This is a genomic window from Cytobacillus firmus NBRC 15306, from assembly GCF_001591465.1.
Classification (GTDB): domain Bacteria; phylum Bacillota; class Bacilli; order Bacillales; family Cytobacillaceae; genus Cytobacillus; species Cytobacillus firmus.
Genome location: NZ_BCUY01000036.1, coordinates 14,070 through 38,896, shown reverse-complemented (window position 1 = coordinate 38,896; position 24,827 = coordinate 14,070). Strand labels below are relative to the sequence as shown.

Genomic DNA, 24,827 nt, shown 5'->3' with positions numbered 1-24,827 from the left:
GATCATCATACTATTCCAAAAATATATCGGTAATAAAATGGAAGCAGTACCCCGATGACTGGGAGTACCGCTTCTTTGGGTTTTTACTGAATAACAGCTGATTAATTTCCGCTGTGATTAGCTTCTATCTGCTGTTCGATTGTTTTAACTGCGTTATCCAGAGCAGGTTTTGGTTCTGATTTGCCGGTTACAATCGTTTCAACAGCTTTTTTCATAGGATCCCAAACCTCTGCCATTTCAGGAACACTTGGCATTGGCACTGCATACTGGGATTGCTCCATTACAGCAGCTGCACCTTCGTTATTCTTAACGAATTCAGGATCTTCCATTAGTGATTTCAATGGAGGAATTTCTCCAGTTAATTCAAAGCGTTTCTTTGCATTTTCTTCGTTTGTAATATATTCAACAAACTTTTGGGACCAGTCAGGGCTTTTGCTGAAGTTTGTTACAAACCACCCTTTAACACCCATGAATGTTTTAACAGGCTCGCCATTAGGAAGTTTCGGCATTGCCGCAACCCCATAGTTTACGCCTGCATCACTGTAATCCTTAAAAGCCCAAGGACCATTTTGCACAGCAATAGCTTTTCCTTCTTTGAAAAGACCATTCATATTATCATTAGATTTTTCTCCAATGATTCCTTTCGGGAAAAGGCCTTCTGCGTACCACTTGTTGATGTAATCTGCTGCTTCTACAGCTGAATCGTTATTTAAACCAATATCCGTTACATCAGTTTTTCCGTCTTTTTCACCAAATACATATCCGCCGAATCCAGCGAACACCCCGTGAGCATGGTAGAAATCATCCCAGATTGCAAGGAAACCGTAGTTTCCGTCTTTAGTAACTTCTTTTGATTTAGTGTATAATTCTTCCATTGTTGCTGGAACTTCAGGAAGCAGATCTTTATTGTAGATAAACACTGGTGTTTCAGTAGCTTTTGGAAGCCCGTATAGTTTTCCTTCATATTTAAGAGCGTCTACAGAAGAATCTGTGAACTGTCCTAAGATTTCAGAATCAACTTCCAGTTCTTTAATGTAGCCTTTAACCATTGCCGGTCCTACACCGTCATGTGACATTGTTACAACGTCTGGTGCATTTTCAGTGTTGCCGTCAAGAGCAAGGTTTTCTTGCATCTTTGTAATGTTTAATTCTTTAAACTCAATTTTTATTCCATGCTCTGCTTCAAATTTTTCTGCAGCATCTTTTAAGGCTGATCCTTTATCTGTATCTTCCCAGACAATCAGCTTTTCAGGTTTTGAAGATTCCCCTTCAGTTTTGCTGTCATTGCTGCCAGTCTCTTCTTCATCTTTTGGACCGCACGCAGCTAAAACTCCGAATACCAAGACGATCATCATAAATAATGATAATGCTCTTTTCATTCTTGACCCTCCTATAATAGTGATCCTTTTTGAAAAAAGTACAACCGTTTGCACAAAAGTATAAACGCTTAATCTATTTCTCTTAAACAAGCGCTATCAACTAAACTATTAATCAATGAAACCGCTTAATGAAAACGATTGCACAATTTCTAATTTTTATTATACAAGGTTTTTGGGCTTTTACAACTATTTTTTTCTAATATTTTTACTTTGGAGCAATAATAATTTAACACACAGGCATATGATTTATACATTTCCACTTCTTTCATATGGTATAATGCAAGCGATTGCACTTTGAAAGGGGAATTTTAATGGAAAAGGCAGCCATCATACACTACCCTGCTGATCATTTTGTTTATCCTATCAGCAGCAACACCTTACATATTAGACTGCAAACAAAGAAAGATGATATTTCTGAAGTCACTTTACTGCACGGTGATCAGTATTTATGGGCGGATGGGAAATGGCAGTATGAAAAAACAGATATGCAGAAATCAGGTTCTGATGGCATTCATGATTATTGGCATGCCTATATTAACCCGCCATTTAGAAGATCCCGATACGGATTTCACTTAAAGTCCGGTGAAGAAGAATTAATTATGACTGAAAAAGGCTTTTACGAGGAGGCTCCTGCTGATTCAGGTTATTATTTCAACTTTCCCTACCTGCATCCTCAAGAAGTATTTCAAGCCCCATCGTGGGTGAAGGATACGGTCTGGTATCAAATTTTCCCGGAAAGATTTGCTAACGGAAATCCCGACAATGACCCCATAGGTGTTCTTCCCTGGGGAAGTGAGGAGCCTTCTAAAGATAATTTTTTTGGCGGAGATTTTGAAGGTGTTATTGGGCATCTGGACTATCTCGTGGAACTCGGCATTACCGGCATCTATTTCACACCTGTTTTTAAGGCATTTTCCAACCATAAATATGATACAATAGACTATCTGGAAATTGATCCCCAGTTTGGTTCGAAGGATACTTTAAAAAGACTGGTAAAAGAATGCCATGATCGGAATATAAAAGTGATGCTAGATGCCGTTTTCAACCATAGCGGATACTATTTCCCCCCATTTCAGGATGTGCTTGAGAAGGGAGAAAAATCACCTTATAAAGATTGGTTCCATCCACATAGTTTCCCTCTGAGAGGCGGGGAGTACCCTAATTATGAGACCTTCGCTTTTGTAGAGCAGATGCCAAAACTGAATACAAAAAATCCAGAGGTAAAAAAATATTTGCTCAAAGTGGCCAGATACTGGATTGAAGAGTTTGATATAGACGGCTGGCGGCTGGATGTGGCAAATGAAGTTGACCATCAGTTCTGGCGTGAATTCAGGCAGACTGTAAAAAACATCAAACCAGACCTCTATATATTGGGTGAAGTCTGGCACAATTCAATGCCATGGCTGCGCGGAGACCAATTTGATGCTGTCATGAATTATCCTTTTACCACCAACCTGCTAAACTTAATTGCAAAGAAATCCATAACCGGCAGTGAGTTCGTCAATAATATGACCGCTGAAATTCACAGCTATCCTGCCAATGTCTATGAATCTGCATTCAATCTGGTTGGAAGCCATGATACACCGAGGATCTTAACGGAATGTGAAGAAAATAAAGACAGGGTAAAGTTGATTTACACACTTTTATTCACCTTTATGGGTTCACCATGCCTATATTATGGAGATGAAATTGGACTAAGTGGTGTAATGGATCCCGGATGCAGAAAATGCATGGAATGGGATGAGGCAAAACAGGACCGGAAATTGTTTTCTCATATTCAAAAGCTTATTAAGGTTCGGAAGGAAGAAAAGCTGCTCGCAAATGAAGGTCTATTTGAATTTGTTCAGACAGATCCTAATATAGTTGCCTACCGAAAATACGATGATGAAAAAACAATTATAGTACTCGCCAACCCTGCGGATGAAAGCGCAGAATTTGTATTGCCTTATCCGCTTAAGGGTGTTAAGGTAACAAATATGCTTACGGACAAAGAATTTGCAGCTGAAGCGGAAAACCTTAAAGTTCAGCTTGATGGCTGGGGGTTTGAAATCCTGTCCTTCCCTGCAAAGCTTAACTAAATAGGAAACCTGATTGAAATAAGGAAAAGTTTTTAAGGGCAAGACCTTAAGGCTTTTCTTTTTTCGTTTATATATTGTCGCGGGTCCCTCCTATTTACATGAAATCATTTCAAATAGGGAGAATAACCATGACTAAGAACCAGAAAAAAATGACGTTATTTGCTCTAACCTGGCCGATTTTCATTGAAATATTGCTTCACATGCTCATGGGGAATGCCGATACGCTTATGCTTTCGCAATATTCGGATGAATCTGTGGCTGCCGTCGGGGTGTCAAATCAGATCCTTTCACTTGTAATCGTCATGTTTGGATTTGTAGCGACCGGGACATCCATCCTAATTGCCCAAAATCTCGGCGCGAAAAATAATAAAACGGCTGCTGAAATTTCGACTGTTTCCCTGGGGGCAAACCTGGTATTTGGGGTATTTCTCAGTATTCTTCTATTCGTATCAGGCAAACCGCTGCTCCGCATGATGGATTTGCCTGAGGAGCTATTGAGCCAGGCAAATGCCTACTTAGTCATTGTAGGCGGCTTTTCCTTTGTTCAGGCATTGATTATGACAATTGGAGCCATCATCAGAAGTTACGGATTTACAAGAGATGTTATGTACATTACTATCGGCATGAACATTTTAAATGTGATTGGCAATTACTTTTTTATTTTCGGCCCATTCGGTTTTCCGGTATTGGGTGTAGAAGGAGTGGCCATCTCTACTGTCGTCAGCAGATTGATCGGATTGGCAGCTGCTGTCGCCATCCTGCTTAAAAGAACGGATAAAGCACTTCCCTTCCGATTACTTTTCCGCTTTCCAAAGGAACATATCAAAAACCTTTTAAAAATCGGAATCCCTTCAGCGGGAGAGCATTTATCCTATAATGGATCGCAAATGGTGATTACGATATTCATCGCTGCTCTCGGAACAGAGGCTTTAACTGCAAAGGTTTATACGCAGAATATCATGATGTTCATATTCCTGTTCAGTGTCGCTATCAGCCAGGGCACACAAATCCTGATAGGCCATATGGTAGGCGGTAAGGATTATGAAGGAGCCTATAAAAGATGTATGAAAAGCCTGCGCCTTGCCATCATCATTTCATTCGGGACTGCGGTTCTTTTCTCCCTGTTCTCAGAAAAATTGATGGGCATATTCACTTCTAATCCAGATATCATAAAGGTTGGCAGTGTTCTCATTCTTCTGACGATCCTCCTGGAACCAGGCAGATCGTTTAATTTAGTCGTCATCAACTCCCTGCGTGCAGCCGGGGATGTAAAGTTCCCCGTTTATATGGGGATCCTTTCCATGTGGGGCGTAAGCGTTACCCTTTCCTATGTTCTGGGAATTCATTTTGGACTGGGTCTTGCCGGCATTTGGATCGCTTTTATTGCAGATGAATGGCTTAGAGGGTTGCTCATGTTATGGCGCTGGAGATCCAGAGTCTGGGTGAATAAGTCGTTCGTGTCTTCAAAAGCAGTATAAATAAGAATAGCGGCAGTTGCGGCTGCCGCTTCTTTTTTATTCTGCAATATTTATATTATACTCCTTAAACCACACATGAATCTGTGCAAGGTGTGCTAACAGCTGGGGACCAGTCATGAGCTGCCCAAACCATGGTTCCCGGAATGAGTCACCTCCCGACTCAATAATATCCCTCAGCTGGCCGCTGTCAAAGAATTCATACAGTGCGGATGAGCGGTCCTCCAGGTATCCATTGAGCATCCTCTGGACTGCAGACGTATATTCTGGATTATGCGTTTTGGGATACGGGCTTTTCTTTCTGTATAACACTTCATTCGGCAGTATGCCCTCAAGAGCTTTGCGAAGAATTCCTTTTTCTCGGTTTCCATGCATTTTGATTTCCCACGGAATATTCCACACATACTCCACAAGCCGATGATCTGCAAAAGGCACCCGCACTTCAAGGCTGGCCCCCATACTCATTCTGTCTTTACGGTCCAATAATGTCGTCATAAAGTAAATCATATTTATATAGAAAAGCTCTCTCCTGCTTGCGTCCTCCCTGCTCTCCCCATCTAAAGCAGGAGTTTCGGAGATTGCCAGGAGATATTTTTCCATTGCATAGTCTTGAAGGTTCAGTTTCTTCCTCCAATTTTCTTTCAATAAGTCCTGCCTGGCTTCGAGTGACCTCATCCATGGGAATCCCCTCCTCTTCAAGTCTTCCTCTCTATGGAACCATGGATAGCCGCCAAATATTTCATCTGCACATTCCCCTGATAGACTGACAACAAAATCCTTTTTTATTTCCCTGCAAAACCATAGCAGGGAAGAATCGACATCAGCCATACCCGGAAGATCCCTCACATGCACAGATTCGATTAAATCCTCTGCCAGCTGCTTCTGGGTGATTATACTGCTGTTATGTTTCGTATTAAAGGTCTGGGACATCTTCTGTATAAATGCTCCATCTGAATTGGGCTGAAACTCATTAGCCTTGAAAAACTCATCATTTCCCTCATAATCTATCGAATAAGTGGTCAAACGGCCCTTACCGTCTTTTTCGTAAGCTTTTGCAGCAATAGCTGTAATCGCACTGGAATCCACTCCGCCGGAAAGGAACGTGCATAACGGAACATCCGAGACCAGCTGCCTTGTCACAGCATCCGTAAATAGTTCTCTTACCCGCCCAGCCGTCTCCTCCACATTATCCTCATGAGGGGCACTTTTCACATTCCAATAACGCCATACCTTCAGTCCATTTCTCGAAAAGATCAGCGCATGAGCAGGCCTTAATTCATCAATGCCTCTGAAAACCCCTGAGCCAGGGGATCGTGATGGCCCCAGTCCAAAGACTTCTGCCAAACCTTCCCTGCCGACTTCTGCCTTAACATCAGGATGGGCCAAAATAGCTTTCAATTCAGATCCAAATAAAATGCCCTGTTTCGTTTCTTTATAAAATAGAGGTTTTACCCCTAAACGATCCCTGCCAATAAATACTTGTTCTTTCTTCTCATCCCAAACAGCGAAGGCATAGATGCCATTCAAATACTGCAGGCAATTTTCTCCCCATTCTATAAAAGAAGTCAGCAAAACCTCAGTGTCAGAATGGCCCTCAAACGAATATCCTTTTATAAGGAGTTCTTTACGGAGATCTTCCGTATTATAAAGCTCTCCATTATAGCAAATCGTATAGCGGTTTTGACGTTTTTCCCTAGTCATTGGCTGTTTTCCGCCTGCCGGGTCTACAACGATTAACCTTTTATGGCCCAATCCAGCATGCACATCTGTCCATATGTTTGTTTCATCTGGACCCCGCTTTGCCAGCGTATCCGCCATTTTGCCAATAGCAGCTGTTTCTTTTCTCAAATCCCTTTGGAAATCAATCCAGCCGGTAATTCCACACATATTACATCATCCTTTCAAAGCGGAATCGCATGGGCACATTTTTCATGATGCTATTGTATGCTGGGCCAAGAAAAAAGTTAATTGTCCACATTCATGCGGTTATAAAAATCGCCAAAACTGTCTAAAAAGAAGTTGAGGAAGTTAATGGAGGTTTTATATGAATAGACAGCAGCGAACAAAGCTTATCGAATATCAATCCCGTGCTTTTACAGATGGCACTGTAGAGTATATCAATGATCAATGGGTATTTTTTGACCATGAGACAGATGAAGCATCCATATTGGACGAATTCCTCCATCAGGAAATGGAAGTGTTCCGCTTTAAACGCTGGGAAAAGGGCATTCTATTCGAGGATGGCAAGGTGGCTTTTGATGATGAAACGTTTCACTTGAAGAACCAGGATTCAATTCGGATTCGAAAGCATCTGGTTTTCTCACTGGAAAGATTATTGGAAGAAATGAATGATGACGCCTTCTGCCAGTTCGTAACCACTCTAAATTCCATGCAATTTTCGGTTTATGACTGCATTTACTGCTATAACCAGCTCGCATTTTTTAATGATAAAGACAGGAAAAGCGGTGTTAACTTCATCGTTTTTGATAACCAGGATCATATATGCAATGTGCAGCATCACTTTTGCTATTATGAAAAAATGAGTGACCGATTTGAATTTACCTTAAACAGCGGGAAAAGAATGGTAATTGAGAAGATTTCTTCTTAGAAAAAAGCGGAAATGCGACTGGAGCTGGGCAATAATCTGACTTCAGAATTAATATAAAGAAACAGCAGCCTGCCTTTGATGGCAAGCTGCTGTTTCTTTATGGCGCTAGCTGTGCGTTTGAACGTATTTTGATAGACCTTCCTCAAAATCTCTCGTCATAAGCGGCTTATGTATATAGAAGCCCTGTGCATAATGGCATTTCAATTCCTTTAAAATCTCAATCTGCTCCAGTGTCTCCACCCCTTCAGCCACCACCTTTACGGAAAGCCCATGTCCCATGGTGATGATGGCTTTTACAATGGCAACATCAGATGTATTTAATCGAAGGTTATTGATAAATGACCGGTCGATTTTTAATGTATTGATTGGAAGGTCCTTTAAATAACTTAAAGAAGAATAGCCGGTTCCAAAATCATCAATGGATACCTTGACACCGATATCCTGCAGAGACTGCATAACTTGTATACTGTACTCAACATTTCTCAGCATCGTGCTTTCCGTCAGCTCCAATGTTAAATATTGCGGCTCCATACCGGAAAGCTCCAATGCCATCTTAACTTCCTGGAGAAATCCCGGCTGCTGGAATTGATAAGCTGACACATTCACAGAAATGGATAGAGATTCATGGCCTAGCATTTGCCAGCGCCTATTTTGGTGACAAGCCGACCTCAATACCCAGCCGCCAATATCCGCAATAAGACCAGTTTCTTCAGCAAGAGGGATAAATTCACCGGGTGAAACAAGGCCAAGTTTTGGATGATTCCAGCGGATCAGGGCTTCACTTCCGTATAAATTGCCTGTTTCAAGGTCGATTAATGGCTGATAGCATAAATAAAACTCATTTTTCTGCAAAGCTTTTCTTAAGTAGCTTTCAAGCTCAAGTCTGACCATTGCCTGTTCATTCATTTCCATCGAGAAAAAGGTGACCCTGTTTCCTCCCTGCAGCTTGGAGCGATTCGTGGCAATATCCGCATTTTTCAGCAGTATGTGCTCATCAGATCCATCGTCCGGATATAGGCTTACACCAATACTCGCAGTAACAATAAACTCCTGATCCGACTGAAATAAAGGATGGGATATTTCATCTAATATCTTTTTGGAGGCTTTCATAACTTTATCAACTGCTGCTTCCCTCGATAATACCAGGGTAAACTTATCACCGCTGAACCTTCCCAAATAAGAACCGGAAGGCAAAACCCTCTCAATTCTTTCGGAAATTTCCTTTAACACCATATCCCCGGCAAAGTGCCCAAGACTGTCATTTATAATTTTAAAGCGGTCAATATCAATAGAAAGAACGGCAATATTCTTCTGTTTCTTCCTGGCTCTCTTTAATTGCATTTCCAATTGTTCTGTAAACTTCATTCTGTTTGGCAGCCCTGTATCCCGGTCAAAAAAGGCCAGTTCGGTTATCTTCTCTTCAATTTTTTTCTGTTCTGTAATATTTCTGCCGGTTCCATAAATGCCTACACATTCCCCGTTAACCGTAATCGGAATATTTTTCAGCTGAAAGAGATTCTTCTCGCCGGTTTTTGAATCAATGTAAACATTATAATATTGCTCCTTTCCCCTTAATGCCCGATAAAAGTGCATCCGAACTCTTTGTACATCCATATCGCTCACATAGGAAAGAGCTGTTTTTCCAATTATTTCTTCCCGGCTGTACCCGAAGGTTTTCTCAAATGCCGGATTGACACTTGTAAAATTCCCCTTCAGATCAGTTGAATAAACAAAGTCTGCATTATTATCAAATAGAGATTTATAATATTGCTCCGACGTTTTAAGGCTGCTGTTTAATGCTTTAATATCATCCTGAGAAGCATGCATTAAATGAGTTAATGAAGTAATCGTATTAAATTGGGCGGTTTTTTCATAAACAAATTCATTCTGCTGTTCCTTCTTTGATTCAGCACTATTTTCTGATAGAGCAAGGTATGTAAGAGAATGTCCGATCATCTGCGGAAGTCCGCCTTTACGGCAGGAAATTTCTCCATAAGAGAAGAAGCCGTTAGACGGAGCTATTTTCTGGAACATTGTCAGTTCTTTTTCCGTAAAGTCTCTGGCAAATTGCTTCCTCGCCATGCAATTGTATATAAATATGCTTTCAGGAGAAATCTGGTCAAGCTGTTTTAATTCCTTTAAAGACCGGTCAATAATGTCCTCCAGATTTGCATAAGCAAACGTAAGTGTTTCTCCTGCCTCAACTCTTCTGTTTACTTTAATTGCACCATTTTCAAGTAATTTTATAATAAAAACAGATACTTTTTCTCCGCGGTACTGTAAAAGGAACGGGAATTCAGTACCTGATTTCGGCAGTTCCTTAATAAAAGCATCTCCCAAATAGCGTTTTAGAATAGTTAAAGGCCTCTTATCGTCCAGGGAGTAGATGATAGATCCTTCGGCCTTTGTGACAGTAAAGCTTTTTCCAATCTCCTGCCACTGATAATTTTCAAAATGACGCACTGACAGATCACCGCTTTGAAGGGCGACTGCAACAAGCCCATCGCTGGTGATTCCATCTTGAGTAAAAGAAAAACCCTCCTGGAATAAACCATTATCTCCGGCAAGGCCGCCGGAAATCACCATGTTTGGCTGGGTTTCATTTATTCCCTCCAAGAGGTCAGTGGAATCGACATCAAATCCTGCAGGAAAGATAATTACAGCTTCGGTATTAAAGATAGCAAGTTCCCGTGCCAGGGCTTTGCCCATTTCATAACTGTCTTTAAAATCGCTCCTGTTTAACAAGAAAGATTTTATTTCCGTTTTTTCGAAAATAGTAAAGCAAATGATTGTTTGTTTTTCCGTAATGCGCCCTTCATGAATTTCACCGGAAGTTGAACAGCCTGCTATATGTGCAAGTGGAAGCTTATCTGACATTTCCTTTTGAAGTTTCGCGATAAATAGGCTCTCAGGGGTCCCTGTAAAAACCTGCACAAGCAAATTCGGGTATTCAGTCAATTCATTCAAGTCTATAAAACTATTAAGCTCGCTAATATTCTTATATAAACATGTAATCGTCTGTGCCATAAAAACCCACCATCATAGTAAGATCATTAGACCCGCTGTTAGGATTGCTCCTTATACACCTGAGACTGCAGATTCTAATTTTTTTATCATATAGTTAGCTATAGTTTTAAATTACCATATTTAGTGAAGTCATAACATGACAAAATTAGAAAAAGCTGCCTTTTTGGCAGCCTTTTCTATAAATATCCATATTTAAGTCATAAATGTTAATGGTAATTTAACAAAGCCTAAATATAGAACCAGGATTAATGCAACAATAAACTGGCCCCATAAAATAGAGGTTTTTTTCCCTTTGACAGTCCGGATGATAATCATTTCAAACATAGCAATTACCCAAATGCCTACTAATGATTTCAAAACATAAAGAAGGTCGATGCTGTTAAGGCTGCTTAAAATCCAAACTCCTGTACCAATGATCAGAAGATAAAATAATCTCAAGATCATGTGAACCACTTTTAAACCTTTTTGTTTGCCGCTTTTATGCATTATAAGGGCAATAAAAAAAAGAACAAGTGCTAAAAACCATGTTGTTATATGGGCATGTATCATTCCTGTGCCTCCTAATGTAAAATTCGATATCATCATACCATATTGGCTTTGAAATTCCTAAAGTTAAGATGCAGAAAAAGATTATATAAAGGCAATTTTGTGAACTATTTATGGCAAGATGTGATATATCTCATTGACAAATTAATACTTAAAAGCCTGTGTATTTGTACACAGGCCATCTTTTTATTTCTCTATAAAATTTGTCAGAGTTCCTATATTTTCTACTGTAATTTCCACTTTATCTCCCGGCTTAAGAAAACGCGGAGGCTTAAAGCCCTTTCCTACCCCGGCCGGAGTTCCAGTAGCGATAATGTCGCCAGGCTCAAGTGTCATACCCTTTGACAGAACCGAGATGATTTCATCGATTGGAAAGATAAAGTTTTCAGTATTTGAACTTTGTCTGATCTCTCCGTTTACCTTTGTTTGAATGTCAAGCTGATTCGGGTTTTCAACAGCAGAGGAATGGACAATCCATGGACCCATCGGGCACGTGGCATCCAGGCTTTTACCGATAAAAAATTGCTTATGGCGGGACTGCAGATCCCTTGCTGTCACATCATTAATGATCGTGTAGCCAAAAATGTGTTCCAATGCTTTTTCCTTTGGAATCGCCCGTCCTTTTTTTCCGATTACAACGGCAAGCTCTCCCTCATAATCAAGCTCTGCAGTGACATTCTTGTGATTTAATACTGTTGCATCTGGTCCTATTACCGTTGTTGGCGATTTCGTAAAGACCATTATGTGCTCTGGAATATCTTCTTTGCTCCCCATCTCAATGGCATGCTCGGCATAATTCTTGCCTACACAAAAGATATTCTTATCCGGACGGGGAATCGGCGCTTCCAATGCAACGGAATTGAGCGGGCGAAAGAGTTCTTCCCTTGCAGGATTGCTGCTTAGCCAATCTGTTAAACTATGTACTTTACCAATGAACTTATCCCCTAAAGCAATACATTCCTTTAAAGTCGCCGGCAACTCACTTTTGCCTTCCATTTTTTCTAAAGCTGCTTTTAGTGGAAGCACCTTTGTCCCGGTCTCATCTAATAAACCAGCCATGCTTCCTGTGCTATCCTTAAAAGTAACAAATTTCAATCCAATCACCTCATTCTATTATTCACTTTTTTAGTATAATATAAATTTTCAGATTTTTGGACCATTTTAACCTTTTCTCTTCAAATTAGGGATTTTTAAATAAGTGAAGCTTCTCCAGAGCCACTCGACCGGTCCATAATAATAGCGGGCAAGCCAGAAGCGGCTGATGATGACCTGGAAAGCGAAGATGAATATAACTAAAAGTGTGCCCCAAAATGCAGATACCTTCCCATAGAAGCCTAATCCATAACTGTAAAAAATAAAAGTCGAGATAATGGACTGGAAAAGGTAATTTGAGAGCGACAGTTTCCCAACATATGAGAGCGGCAGCAGGAATCCTGGTCCCTGACTATTTTTCATCATCACTGCTATCCCTAAACCATAAGCAATAGCCAGCAGCGGACCTCCAAATATGTCCTGCATGTAATCCAGTCCCAGGCTGCTTTCCGTTAAGTAAGGCAGCGATTTGAACAATAACCCTGCAGCCAAAGAAACCAGAATAATTTTCATGAGGAATGCCCGGTTTTTTTCAGGCTCCTCAAGCCATCGCAGCTTGGCTGCCCCTCCCCCTATTAAAAATAATGGAAAAATAGATGCCAGCATGATAGGCAGTGAAGCAAGATTATTAACACCTGACCAATCCTGGATACGCTGTACGGTAATTTCGGAAAAACTTCCATTTTGATAGGCCTGTAAAGAAGCTAATGCCGCTTCTTGGTCATAGATTGACAGATCTTCAGGCGGAACAAACAGAACTGTTGCAAATAACAATAGAACAAATAGCAGATTGGGAATGATATAAAGCAATACTCCAGTTAAAAGCATATTTTTTCCGGACATTTTTACAAACAATAAAAAGATAAAGCCAAAGATTGCATAGTTTATTAAAATATCCCCATGCCATATAAGAAAAGCGTGAATGATGCCGATCAGCAGCAAAAGGGAAAATCTCCTTGCAGCCATTCCTCCAAAACCAAGGCCCTTTGCCATTGCCCTCTCCCTTAAAATGACTAACCCATAACCGAACAACATTGAAAACAAAGGATAGAAGCTTGCCTGCACAAAGATATCGATAAACGCATAAGTCCCTTTATCTGCCGGACTGTCCCACCATTCAAAAGGATCAATGTACAGATATGGTGAATGGAAGGAAAGCATATTAACTAAAAAGATCCCGAGAATGGCAAATCCTCTCATAATATCCAGCGAAATGATCCGATCCTTCTCCAGAACCGGGCTGACTTGCCTGTCCATAAAGTGCCTCCTTCTTTGAAAAGAAATTCTAATCTTAATGATAGAGAGCTGGACTCTGCTTGTCCAGAAAAGAAATGCTCCAGCGCATGTAAATAGGCGCTGGAGCTGGACTGATAAAACATTGAAAAATTCCCGCTTTCATTTAATTAACAAAACGGCCTGTTTTCCCTGTCGATTCCCAGTAGCTGTTCCGAAGGTGGATTTTTTGAATTTTCCCTGAAGCCGTTTTCGGCAGCTCTTCGACAAAACTCACTCCCGTTACTGCTTTGAAGTGGGCCAGCTTCTCCCTGGTGAAACTGATAATCTCCTGCTCAGTGAGTGTATTACCATGTCGCACGACTACAAAGGCATGAGGCGTTTCCCCCCACTTTTCATGAGGCACCGCTATGACAGCTGCTTCCGAGATGGCAGGGTGCTCGTATAAAACCCCTTCTACTTCGATGGATGAGATGTTTTCCCCGCCGCTGATAATAATATCTTTTTTTCGGTCAACGATTTCTATATTGCCATATTCATCTACATTTCCCATATCACCGGTATGAAGCCAGCCGTCCCGAATCGCTTCCATTGTTGCCTCTTCATTTTTCCAATAGCCTTTCATGACCCCGTTGCTGCGGACAACTATCTCACCGATTTCTTTACCATTATGGGCAACTTCTTCACCGTGTTCATTGATTACCCGGACTTCACAGCCAATCATCTGATGTCCTGCCTTCGCTTTCATCCGGTACTGCTGGTTAAGCGGAAGTTGTCGAAGATGAGAACGAATCGTTGATACAGTGCTTAATGGAGATGATTCGGTCATGCCATATACCTGTATGAACTCCCAGCCGAGCTCCTTTTCCACTCTTGTTACAAAGGCTGGCGGAGGCGCCGAACCAGCAATAACAACCCTGACATCCTGCTCCACAGAAGGGGCAAATTGTTCATAATGCTGCATCAGCGAATTCAGTACGGTAGGGGCCATATGCATGACTGATACTTCATGTTTCTGAAGGGCATCAAATATCTTTTCCGGCGTGGCTTTTCTCATACACACCTGAGAAGCGCCATTTGCCGTGTAATAAAATGGCGAACCCCATCCATTCACATGAAACATCGGCAGGACATGCAGCAATACATCGTGATCGCTGACTCTCAAATGATGCATAGTTGACAAGGCATGCAGATAATTATTGCGGTGGGTCAGCATGACACCTTTAGGATTGCCGGTTGTACCGCTTGTATATAAAAGGCTGCAAACGTCATTTTCGTCGAGGACCTCTCTTTGAAATGGACTGATGTCCTGGCGGCTGAGCCATAAATCATAATCGGTTTCTTCTGTATCTTCCTCTTTATAGTGCACGAAGATTTTTTCCACAGTTTTCAGCTGATCTTTTACAGGAAGTATAAGATGGTAAAGGTCCTGATCTACAAACAGGATTTTGGATTCACTGTGATTCAATATAAACAAATAGTCTTCCGGCTTCAGCCTGATATTTAGAGGGACCATTATTCCGCCCAGCTGAAAAACTCCATAAAACCCCTCCAGCATTTCTACTGAATTGGGTGCCAGGTAAGCAATACGGTCCCCTTTTTGAATACCTGAAGTTTTTAAACCATGAGAGAGCTGATTAACCCTTGTGTTCAATTCCTCATATGTAAAAGTTCGATCATCTGCAAAAATGGCTTTCTTAGAACCGTAAAGGGATACAGCACGGTCTAAAAACTGCGTAAGTAATAATGGAACATTCATTTAACAGCACCTCACAGAAAATTTTGTTAATTTTATATTATCACAATATTTTAAACAGTTTCATGGTATTTTTGTCTGTTATATAACATTTTATCGTCGCCTTGAATTAACGTACAGCTGAGATATTATTGGGCTGATTAATCACATTCAGCAATTAGGCACATACGATATACAAGAAATCATTTTAAAGGGTGTTATGTATGCCAGCTATTGTGGGAGTCGCACAGGTCATATCGATCGGGAGCAGTTCTGTCTTCAATATCGGGGATGTATATAAAATCATGCCAGTTTCTAACGCTAAGACCTTTTCAGGTGCCGGATCATTTAACACTGGAGATGGCCTGAATGTTTACAATCACCGGAGCTCAACAAACACTTATGATTGTGATGGCGTGGATCAGGGCAATTATTTCAATGCTTAAAACGGGTGATACTATGAATTTCTATATACAGCAATCCATTCATATTCATTTCATAAAGATCGGCGGGATTACAAACTCTTCCGTCTTGCAAATTGGAAGTGCAGGCATTATAAAGCCGGCGTCATATTTGTATAACACTGGCGGCTTTACCGAGCCTGCACCTGAAGCAGAAGGTCCGACGCCTGCGGGGCCAGCAGGGGGGAGTGTTTTTCTGTCACCTTCTGTACCTCTGACTGGTGCGCAGAAACGATAAAATCATTTTTTTATAAGCGAGGTGGTGCGCTTGAATCAGCAATTAAATACTTATCTTCAGCAATTGCATGCTTTTGTAGAAGCACAGGAAAAACGAATACGGAGACTTGAAGCTACGGTTAAAAAACTTCAGGAAGAAACTGAAGTTCTGAAAAGCCGTCCGCCAATGCAGGTGGATCGGATTGAGTATAAATTTGACCAGCTTAAGGTAGAGTCTCTTGAAGGTACTTTAAATATTGGCTTAAACCCTTCTGAGCTGCAAAACATTGAAGATTTTGCCGTAGACAACAAAAACATTAAGGCACCTGTTTCGCCTAAAACCCAGATGAAGAGAACGATGGAAATTGAAGACGCCATTTATCAGTATTTAGAACGGGAACTTCCGGAAATTACAGCTTCTGCCCAGAAGAATTTAAATATCAATGTGGATGACTCGTATATTGCGTTTATCAAGGAAGATATCAAAAAGCAGCTGCCTAACCGGATTGACTTCTATACCCAGCAGCAGGCATCGAATCGCTCCGGGCAGGAAAATAACGAAGAGATTATCGAGCTGATAAAGAAAGAGATTCACAATGGGGTCTATGCCTTTATCTCGCATTTGCCGGAGAATATGAAGGGAATGAATAAAGAATGAATTATCAGGTATATAACAGAGATCTGTGTGTTGGCAGTATAAGAGTACTGGGTGTATCCAGTTCATCTGTTTTGATGGTGGGGGATACGCAAACGATCCAGCTGGCAGCCACTTTTGATACACCCCCTGAGTCACTTCTGGTAGGGCCATTTGTGCCTCTGACACCGGAGTAAACTGCCTATGCTGCAAAGAACATCATCGGTTGATAAGATCAATATTGACACCATTGCCTTTTCTTCTGTATTTGAAATTGGGGACTCATGCTTTATTAAAGGATTCTCAAGAGCAATTGCAGACCAGCGAGAAGCTGAGTATTTTAACGCCAAGGAAGGGAATTTTTCAGTCTATCCAGTATTCAGGGAACCCATACCTTTGATCCCTATTGAAGAAAACATAACGATGCAGACAACACAGCTCAATCCAATCATTCGGGTTCAGAACATTGATATTATCGGGGTTTCCTCCTCATCTGTCATCCATATCGGGAACAGCGGAAATATTTCAATGGAAGCCCGGGTCAAGCATATCCGTCAGGTTTATCCAAAAAACAGCAGAACTCAAGGATGAAAATTTTTCATAAAGGATGTTTTACATGCCAGCTATAACCGGACCGGTACAAATCATTAATGTCAGCGGGGGAATTGTTCAATTCGGAGACTCCCTTTATATCTCTCCAAAAAACAATTCCAAATCAACAACCGGACAGGGTGCCGCTAACACAGGCGGCTTTGTCATTACAAACAATGGCCTAAGTGCCAGTAACGTACTGGATACCAGTCTGGTTGATCAGCCAAATGTAGGCAATAACTAATTTATTTTCAGTAAGTCAGGACGATAGCGCCTCCGTTATCGTTCTGTGCGCCTTTTTCCCATGGTAATCCTCCTTTATATTTTTCAGTACCCTTTATATTGGGGTAGTAGTAATACGCGTAATTCTCCGCTTTGTGCATGGGGATGTTTTGTTTGCGCGCGGGTTTTCATTGGTTCTGCGCACCTTTTCGGCTGGTGTTCTCAATAAATAATCCTCCTTCATATATATGAAAGCCGGCAAGTCCCCTTGCCGGCTTTTCCTATAACTTAATTGTATGAGCTCCGTCAAAGAAAAACAGGTATCTTTCATTGACTTTCCTTTTTAAAATCTGCTCCAATGCTCTGGTGTACATATCAATTTGTACTTTGTACCTGTTTTCAAGAACGGGTTTGGCTTCAGCAAACCCTCCCTTATAACGGCCGCTGATTCCATCCGTTTTATAATCCAGGAGCACCAGACCATGCTCATCTTCGAATACACAGTCCACAATCCCCTGAATGAGAACAGGTTCATCTTCACCCTGCCAATCTGAATAAATTTCCTGGGCAGGGAAAGATAAACTGAATGGGATTTCTCTTCGTACCGATTTAGCCTGAACAATTCTTTGTCCCAGCTCGGTTTCGAAAAACTGTACAATCAGCTGTGGCTCAATGCTGGAACGTTGCTCTTCCGTGAGCAATTCATTGTGAACCATCTCATCCATTTTGGAGGATATCCTTTCCACTGTTGCAGGCCGGCTGAAATCAATATGCTGCATAACAGCGTGCATGGCAGTACCCCTTTCAGCTGGAGAAAGTGATTTTTCCTGCATAAAGCGAGGCCGGCTAAGCATCGGTTTACTGATTTTACGGATTAACTCAGTACCGCTGTCTTCTTCAGAAAAAATCTCCCGCTGCCGCTTCACTTCCGAAACGGACTGTTTAGATCTAGATTGAGCCGCTTGCTTAAAGGAATATTTCCAGGAAAGCTGTTCCTCAACTTTATCCTTATAAGCAGATTCAGCCGGAACAGGTTTTCCATCATAAACCAATTTCAGTAAATCCGTTTCGCCCTCATTGGCTTCTTCCGGAAGAACTGCAGCTTCTTCGCTTTTAATTATGGTTATATTCCAGCAGGAAGGGTGTTCAAGTATATCACCCGGGACGAGAGGATCCACCGGAACTTCCCCTCTCAATGCCTCACACTCCCGATGCCGGACAAGAGCCGGGCCGATCCAGTCCAGATAACTGTTTGCAGAAGCCCTGTCATACTCATTCAGGAGCCAGTCCTTATGCTCGGATGCCTGCAGCCACTTATTTAATTTTTTATCTGCACTCTTGACAGACGAAACCAGGTACAGCTTTTCCTTCGCCCTCGTTAAAGCAACATATAGTACCCGCATTTCTTCAGCAAGCATTTCCATTTTCTTTTTTCGTTTAAAGGTAATCTGCGGCAAAGAGGGATACGAAATTCTTTTCTCGGCATTTACATATTTTGCAGCGAATCCAAATTCCTTGTCAAGCATATATGGCTTTTTCAGATCCATTGTATTAAAGCTGCGGGCAAGCCCTGCAATAAAAACAAAAGGAAATTCCAGACCTTTGCTGCTGTGGATCGTCATAAGGCGGACAACATCTTCCTGCTCGCCCAAAGCGCGGGCTGCACCAAGATCATCGCCTCTGTCCCGCATTCGTTCAATAAACCTTAAGAAGCGGAATAATCCTCTGAATGATGTTGCTTCATACTGCCTGGCTCTGTCATACAATGCCCGCAGGTTTGCCTGCCTCTGTTTTCCGCCCGGCATGCCGCCTACAAAATCGTAAAATCGCGTTTCTCTATACAGATGCCAAATCAGCTCGGAAAGGGAACCCTGGCGCGCCATTACACGCCATTCTTCAAGAGTATCAAAAAATGGCCGGATTTTTTCATATAGTTCTCCCGTTTCAAGGGTTGGGTGATTCCGGCAAAAAGAAGTTAATGCTTCATAGAACGAACCCCATTTATTATGGATTCTGATTTGTGCAAGCTCTTCTTCAGTCAGCCCCAAAATAGGAGATCTTAAAACCGATGCCAGCGGAATATCCTGATACGGATTATCTATCACTTTTAGAAGTGACATCATAATCGCAACTTCTGTTGCTTCAAAGTAACCGCTGGAAAGATTGGCATAGACAGGGATTCCCTGCTGTTTGAATTCCTCCATAATCTGCGGAGCCCAAGTCATGGAACGAAGCAGGATGACAATATCCCTGTACTTGGCAGGCCGTCCAGAATGAGTCTTTGTGTTGTATACTTCCTGCCGATTCCCAATGATTTCTTTTATTTTCGATGCCATATATCTGGCCTCGAGCTGTGACTGGGCTAAATCTTCGCTGTCAAAACCCTCATCCATGGATTCAGGCTCCTGTTCACTCTTTTCATTTCCTTCAAGGTCAATAATGGCAAGCTCAACAGGATGCTCCTGATCCTCTGAATAGGGAGCTCCTTTAATAAGTTCAGATGCCTGGTCATACTCAATTTCACCAACAGACGTCCCCATAATCTGCTTAAAGATATAATTGGTCCCCTGCAGAACTTCTTTACGGCTTCTGAAATTTCGCGCCAGATCAATTCTGAGCCCTGCTCTTTCTCCATCCCGGTCAAACCGCGTGTACTTGCCCAGAAACAGATTAGGCTCTGCAAGGCGGAAACGGTAGATCGACTGCTTAACATCCCCTACCATGAATAAATTCCCGTTTTCTTCTGAATCTGCCGTTACCAGCTGCAAAATAGCTTCCTGAACCATGTTGGTATCCTGATACTCATCAACCAGAACTTCTTTGAACTGATTTCTGCAGACAAGAGCCGCATCTGAAGGCAAAAGCCTTCCCTCCTCATCTGGTAATGAAAGAATTTCAAGGCAATAATGCTCAAGATCAGCAAAATCAACAAGCCCTTTTTCAGTTTTAATCTGTTCGAAGCGAATGGAAAAAGCTTTAACTAACGAAACAAGCTCTTCGATATGGGGCTTCATTTCCGCCATATCACGCATGAAGCTTTCCTGTCTGCGGAAAAACAGTTCTTCCTGCAGGCCGGTAATGATTTTCTTGGCCTGATCCCTAAGTTTCTTTGCTTTTTCGACCAGTTCTTCATCATATTCATCGCCCTTACACGTTTTGGCTCTGCCAAAAGACCAAGATTGCATCGCTTCATACAGCATCGTCCATGAATCTTTTTTCGCTTCAATTAATGTATTTACAACGTGCAGATCTGCGATAAAGTTCTCTGCTCTGGGAGCCGGTCCCCCTGGAAGCTTGGTCAGCTCAAGCCCATATTCAAGCAGCTGTTTGGCTCCTTTCAGTTGAAGATCAACATCCTCCAAAAGTGAACGGACAAATGGAAGCTGCTCAAGACTGCTGACTCCGTCCACATTATACATCTCCACAATTGAATCAAGATATTGATCAGGTGAAGGGTTGGAACGGGCAAAATCGTATAAGTCCCTTATTATATCCTGAAGGGCCGTGTCACTTCTGTCATTTGTAAAAGTGTCCACTAGTGCGAAGAATCCTTCATTTCCCTCTTTGCCGTATTCCTCTTCAAAAAGCTCTTCGAGTACTTCATCCCTCAAAAGCTGTGCTTCTGTTTCATCAGCGATCCGAAACCCCGGATCAATATCGGTCATGTAGTAATATTTGCGGATCATCTCTAAGCAAAATGAGTGCAAGGTCGAGATGGATGCCCTGTTTAATAAGCTTACCTGCTTTCTGAGGTGAGCAGACCGCGGATTATCATTAATAGCTTTTTCAAGAGCCTCGCCGATTCTGTGCCTCATTTCTGCTGCCGAGGCATTTGTGAAGGTCACAACAAGCAGTTCATCGACATTTATTGGATCTTCATCCGTGATAATCTTATTGATAATCCTTTCAACCAAAACAGCCGTTTTCCCTGATCCGGCGGCTGCAGCCACAAGGATATCCTGGCCCTTGGCCATAATCGCTTTCCATTGGTCATCAGTCCAGGTTGCATCTTCCGGCTTAGGCGGTATGATCATTTTCATCGCCCTCCACCTCCTTCTTGATGATTTCAATCATGTCTTCTTTTGGCTTAGGAGTAAATAATCTGTAATCATTTGTTTCAAGAGATTCGTCAAATTGGCATACAGATTTATAGGCACAAAATGTACATGGTGTCTTTTCCTTCATTTTATATGGGGCAATTTCAACATTGCCCTCTGTAATCTTATTGCCTGTATTCCTATACATCTTTCTTAAATAGCGGCGCAAATAATCAAACTCCTGCTTGCTTGCCACTTTAGACCGCTTGGAAAGAGTGCCATCCTTTTTGAACCCGGCTGAGATAATGGATGAGTCGCCTGTCTCAAGCGTCTGGTCCATTAACCTGATAACATTTTCATCTCCAAGCAGCAGGCCATTCATTTTGAATTTTTTATAGAGTTCCTGCTCGATATCCTCCAGGGTCAGCATTTTTGAAGTGCTGACGATTGGATTATGGACATGGAAGTAAAGGACTCCTGCCGGATCGGCTTTTGTTCCAATTAAAGAGCTTGAATGGGCAATTATGATGTCCAGATATGTCAGCATCTGCAGAGCAATGCCATAGTAAACCTCACTTACATTCAGATCCTTGGAGCTGGATTTATAGTCAATTACCCGTAAAAACGTCCCGTTTGCATCCTGAGCCTTGTCTACTCTGTCAATTCTTCCGACAAGCTCCATTTTAGCTCCGTTTTTAAGAGGAAAAGCAAGCGAAGGAAGCTCTCCTTTCGGACCAAACCCTAATTCAAGGCCCACTGGCGAGAATCCGCTTGATTTGGCATGCTCGCTGATGACATAGGAAGCCCTGCTGATAATTCGCTCAAGCTTTCTCTTAATATAGTGATGCCTGTTCGAGCTCAAGAGAATTTCATTTTGAAGTTTAGGAGCAAGCATTTCAACTGCTTCTTTTGCAAGGATCTCACACTGTTCCCTCGTCATATCTGTCCATGAAAGTTTCTGAGTCATAACTGTTTCTGCAATAAATTTTAAAGCAGCATGAAATAGGTCCCCAATATCCGGTGCTTCCAGGCGGTATACCTGTCTTTCCCGCAGCCTTAGTCCATGCTGTGCAAAATGGGAGAATGGACAGCTATGGAATAATTCCATTCTGGAAACACTCGCCTGAATATGATCGCCATACAATTCTTTACTGACGTCTTCGCCAAGCTGAAGTGTGCTGTTTTCATAATTCAGGCTGGAAAGCACCTTTAATGCAGGCCTTCTCCACTGCTCATTTTTCAGGTAAGAGTTATAAACATCCCACCAAAGGTCATAGATTGGATAGCTGCGTTTTTTGAGCTGAAGCTGCGAAGTCAAATACGATAATGCTGTATTAAGGTTATCGGCATACTCCAGCTGCTCCGTTTCCGGCAGCTCTGCCGGATCAGACATGAAGGAATGGTGCCTGCAATCAGGAAATAAATCTCCCAATCTCTTAATATAAGGAGAAGGCATAAGTGCTTTGCCTTCTTCATTTGCCAGTGGATAGCTGATAAAAAGTTTTTCTGAAGGAGTAACAAACGCTTTATAGGCTATAAATTCCTCATCAAGAAGACGTGTACGGCTTCCTGGCGCCAGCTTCATTCCGTTCGTGTTCAGAATTTCCCTGTCGTCATCCGCCAGCACACCGTCCTCCGTGAATTTGGCAGGAAGTACTCCTTCATTCAGCCCAATGACAAAGGCAGCTTTAATATCGGTTAGCCTTGATCTTTCCAAATCGGCCGCCATGACCTGATCGATGGCAGGCGGAACAAGCGTAAAGCGAAGCGACTCCAGCCCGGCATCAAGAATGGAAGCAAAACGCTTAAGCGTCACTTCTTCTTCACCAAGCATTTCTACATATTGATCCAGAAGCTCCATAACGGCATTCCATGCTTGTCCATGTTCCCTGGACTTAACAAGGTTCCCTTTCTCCTCCTGGGCAGTTTTCCACTTTTCAATCTTCACAGGCACATCCAATTCTTCCATGTATAAAAATAAAGCTTCACAAAAGCCGCGGCCATCAGCAGCCTTTCTTAAACGCCTGTGCAGCCTTAATATTGGGCCTGTAATCATTTCGCGCAAATCATTTAACTCATCTTCTACTTTTTTCTCGGCATCAGTCTGGGCAACTGCTTCAAACTCCAGCCCCCTGATTCTTCTGTATGTCCATCTCTTCTTTTTCGTCCATTTGTCTCCTTGAATGCCATAAGCTAGAACATAGTTCTCAAGTCTGTCCATTTGCTCACGAAGCTTTCCGGGGTTTAACTTGGACGGAAACATCAGCTCTGTTTTTATAGCTCTGAAGATCGGTTCATAGCGCCAATTTCCATTGATTATTTCTAGTGTTGACCGGATTAACTCAACGAGGGGGTGAGTCAGCATGGTTCTTTTCTGGTCAATAAAAAATGGGATATCATAGTCACGGAACACTGTTTCAATCATGTCATGATAATTCTGGCCGTTTCTTGCAAGAACGGCAATATCACGGTAGCGGTAGCCATCTGTGCGAACAAGCTTATTTATTTTTCTGGCAACGCCCTCAATTTCGGCCCTCCTGCTGACAGCCTGTCCAATGTGAATGTCCGCTTCTCCTGTAAATGCCTCTGCAGGCCTGCTTTCAAAATGAGCCTCAAGATGCTTAAGTGAAGGCTTGAGCCACCTTTTTTGCTCGGAAAGGAGCATCTCTTCCACATCCAGCCTGTTGCGGGAAGCCATTTCTTTGATTGTCTGATAGCTTTCTCCCGGCATTCTGAATAAATGAAGCTCATCAGAAGCATTATTCTTAAACGGCTGGTCAAGCGTTAATGTGATTGTGACGTTTTTACACTGCTTCATCAGCTGTTCAACAATTGCATATTCCTGTGGTGTAAAGCTGTAAAAGCCATCTATGTAAACCTCAGCATTTTTTAGATACTCTGAATGGGAGGCTTTTTCCGCAAGCAGGCGGAAATAATCCTCTGAATCTGTATATTTGCCAGAAAGGGATTCCTCGAAATTTTTATAGATTATCTCAAGATCATGCAGCTTATCCTGAAGTGCCTTATTTGACTTCCCGCTTGCCGAGAGCTGATTTTGCCTTTCCGCAAGTTCGTCGGGGGCTACACAATATCGTTTGAATTCGGTCATGATTTGTTCTACTTGCTGAATAAAGCCATTTTTGTCTGCAGCCCTTTGAAACAGCTTAAGATCATCCTTTTTATCTTCAATGATTTTGCGGATTAGCATGCTGATGCCTACACTATTAAGATGGTATCTGCTCATGCCTCCCGTTTCCTGAAGAATTCTCCAGGCAAGACGCGTGAAAGAGTATACTTGGCTGCGGATCATTCCCCCAAGGCCAGGTGTTGTAATTAAGTTATATTCTGAAAGGAACGTCATTTGTTCCGGCACTAAATAAATAATTGGATCTCCATCCGGATTAAACCGCAGTTCATCACGGATTTGGTTAAGGCAGTATTCCGTTTTACCGCTCCCGGAACGGCCTATCAATAAACGTACGGTCATATTTTT

General features: G+C 42.0%; 18 protein-coding genes. 9 read left to right on the top strand and 9 right to left on the bottom strand.

Annotated elements, in window-relative coordinates:
- Window positions 1-101: 101 nt before the first annotated feature.
- Complete coding sequence (locus BFI01S_RS11875) at window positions 102-1,379, bottom strand: sugar ABC transporter substrate-binding protein (RefSeq protein WP_061792812.1); 1,278 nt, start codon at window positions 1,377-1,379, stop codon at window positions 102-104.
- 311 nt (window positions 1,380-1,690) lie between these two features.
- On the opposite strand from BFI01S_RS11875, the gene BFI01S_RS11870 reads away from it, so the two are divergent.
- Together BFI01S_RS11870 and BFI01S_RS11865 are read left to right on the top strand one after the other, a co-directional pair.
- Entirely contained in the window at window positions 1,691-3,457 is a 1,767-nt protein-coding gene (locus tag BFI01S_RS11870) for an alpha-glycosidase (protein WP_061792811.1), read from the top strand.
- A gap of 128 nt (window positions 3,458-3,585) precedes the next feature.
- Window positions 3,586-4,935, top strand: a complete 1,350-nt coding sequence (locus tag BFI01S_RS11865; protein ID WP_061792810.1) for an MATE family efflux transporter — start codon at window positions 3,586-3,588, stop codon at window positions 4,933-4,935.
- 36 nt (window positions 4,936-4,971) lie between these two features.
- On the opposite strand, the gene asnB is transcribed toward BFI01S_RS11865, so the two are convergent.
- Window positions 4,972-6,819, bottom strand: a complete 1,848-nt coding sequence (gene asnB, locus BFI01S_RS11860; protein ID WP_061792809.1) for an asparagine synthase (glutamine-hydrolyzing) — start codon at window positions 6,817-6,819, stop codon at window positions 4,972-4,974.
- A gap of 157 nt (window positions 6,820-6,976) precedes the next feature.
- On the opposite strand from asnB, the gene BFI01S_RS11855 reads away from it, so the two are divergent.
- A complete protein-coding gene (locus tag BFI01S_RS11855) occupies window positions 6,977-7,540 on the top strand; it encodes a DUF2777 domain-containing protein (RefSeq protein WP_061792808.1) in 564 nt (187 codons plus the stop codon).
- 105 nt (window positions 7,541-7,645) lie between these two features.
- Here BFI01S_RS11855 and BFI01S_RS11850 read toward each other — a convergent pair whose 3' ends face one another.
- The 5 genes from BFI01S_RS11850 to BFI01S_RS11830 form a co-directional block, all read right to left on the bottom strand.
- Entirely contained in the window at window positions 7,646-10,567 is a 2,922-nt protein-coding gene (locus BFI01S_RS11850; RefSeq protein ID WP_061792807.1) for an EAL domain-containing protein, read from the bottom strand.
- Between the two features lie 192 nt (window positions 10,568-10,759).
- Window positions 10,760-11,116: a YisL family protein gene (locus BFI01S_RS11845; protein WP_061792806.1), complete on the bottom strand. Its 357-nt coding sequence runs from the start codon at window positions 11,114-11,116 to the stop codon at window positions 10,760-10,762.
- A 183-nt stretch (window positions 11,117-11,299) separates the two neighbouring features.
- The gene (locus BFI01S_RS11840) at window positions 11,300-12,208 is read right to left on the bottom strand and encodes a fumarylacetoacetate hydrolase family protein (protein WP_061792805.1); all 909 of its coding nucleotides are present in this window, start codon (window positions 12,206-12,208) and stop codon (window positions 11,300-11,302) included.
- A gap of 66 nt (window positions 12,209-12,274) precedes the next feature.
- Entirely contained in the window at window positions 12,275-13,462 is a 1,188-nt protein-coding gene (locus BFI01S_RS11835; protein WP_061792804.1) for a DUF418 domain-containing protein, read from the bottom strand.
- Window positions 13,463-13,604: 142 nt separating this feature from the next.
- Window positions 13,605-15,197, bottom strand: coding sequence for a long-chain-fatty-acid--CoA ligase (locus tag BFI01S_RS11830; protein ID WP_061792803.1), 1,593 nt, complete (start codon window positions 15,195-15,197; stop codon window positions 13,605-13,607).
- Window positions 15,198-15,397: 200 nt separating this feature from the next.
- Between BFI01S_RS11830 and BFI01S_RS22510 the strand changes: the two genes are divergently transcribed.
- The 6 genes from BFI01S_RS22510 to BFI01S_RS11805 are packed head-to-tail and all read left to right on the top strand — an operon-like array spanning window position 15,398 to window position 17,319.
- On the top strand, window positions 15,398-15,619 hold the full coding sequence (locus BFI01S_RS22510) for a spore germination protein (protein WP_076261223.1): 222 nt from the start codon (window positions 15,398-15,400) through the stop codon (window positions 15,617-15,619).
- A gap of 13 nt (window positions 15,620-15,632) precedes the next feature.
- On the top strand, window positions 15,633-15,872 hold the full coding sequence (locus BFI01S_RS11825; RefSeq protein ID WP_061792814.1) for a spore germination protein GerPB: 240 nt from the start codon (window positions 15,633-15,635) through the stop codon (window positions 15,870-15,872).
- Window positions 15,873-15,902: 30 nt separating this feature from the next.
- The gene (gene gerPC, locus BFI01S_RS11820) at window positions 15,903-16,508 is read left to right on the top strand and encodes a spore germination protein GerPC (RefSeq protein WP_061792802.1); all 606 of its coding nucleotides are present in this window, start codon (window positions 15,903-15,905) and stop codon (window positions 16,506-16,508) included.
- A complete protein-coding gene (locus tag BFI01S_RS11815) occupies window positions 16,505-16,681 on the top strand; it encodes a spore germination protein GerPD (protein ID WP_061792801.1) in 177 nt (58 codons plus the stop codon). Before gerPC ends, BFI01S_RS11815 begins: the two co-directional genes overlap by 4 nt.
- Before the next feature lie 7 nt (window positions 16,682-16,688).
- The gene (locus BFI01S_RS11810) at window positions 16,689-17,075 is read left to right on the top strand and encodes a spore germination protein GerPE (RefSeq protein ID WP_061792800.1); all 387 of its coding nucleotides are present in this window, start codon (window positions 16,689-16,691) and stop codon (window positions 17,073-17,075) included.
- A gap of 25 nt (window positions 17,076-17,100) precedes the next feature.
- Window positions 17,101-17,319: a spore germination protein gene (locus BFI01S_RS11805; RefSeq protein WP_061792799.1), complete on the top strand. Its 219-nt coding sequence runs from the start codon at window positions 17,101-17,103 to the stop codon at window positions 17,317-17,319.
- 259 nt (window positions 17,320-17,578) lie between these two features.
- On the opposite strand, the gene addA is transcribed toward BFI01S_RS11805, so the two are convergent.
- Window positions 17,579-21,331, bottom strand: a complete 3,753-nt coding sequence (gene addA, locus BFI01S_RS11800; protein WP_411814596.1) for a helicase-exonuclease AddAB subunit AddA — start codon at window positions 21,329-21,331, stop codon at window positions 17,579-17,581.
- Window positions 21,315-24,821: a helicase-exonuclease AddAB subunit AddB gene (gene addB / locus BFI01S_RS11795; protein WP_061792797.1), complete on the bottom strand. Its 3,507-nt coding sequence runs from the start codon at window positions 24,819-24,821 to the stop codon at window positions 21,315-21,317. Before addB ends, addA begins: the two co-directional genes overlap by 17 nt.
- Window positions 24,822-24,827: the final 6 nt, after the last annotated feature.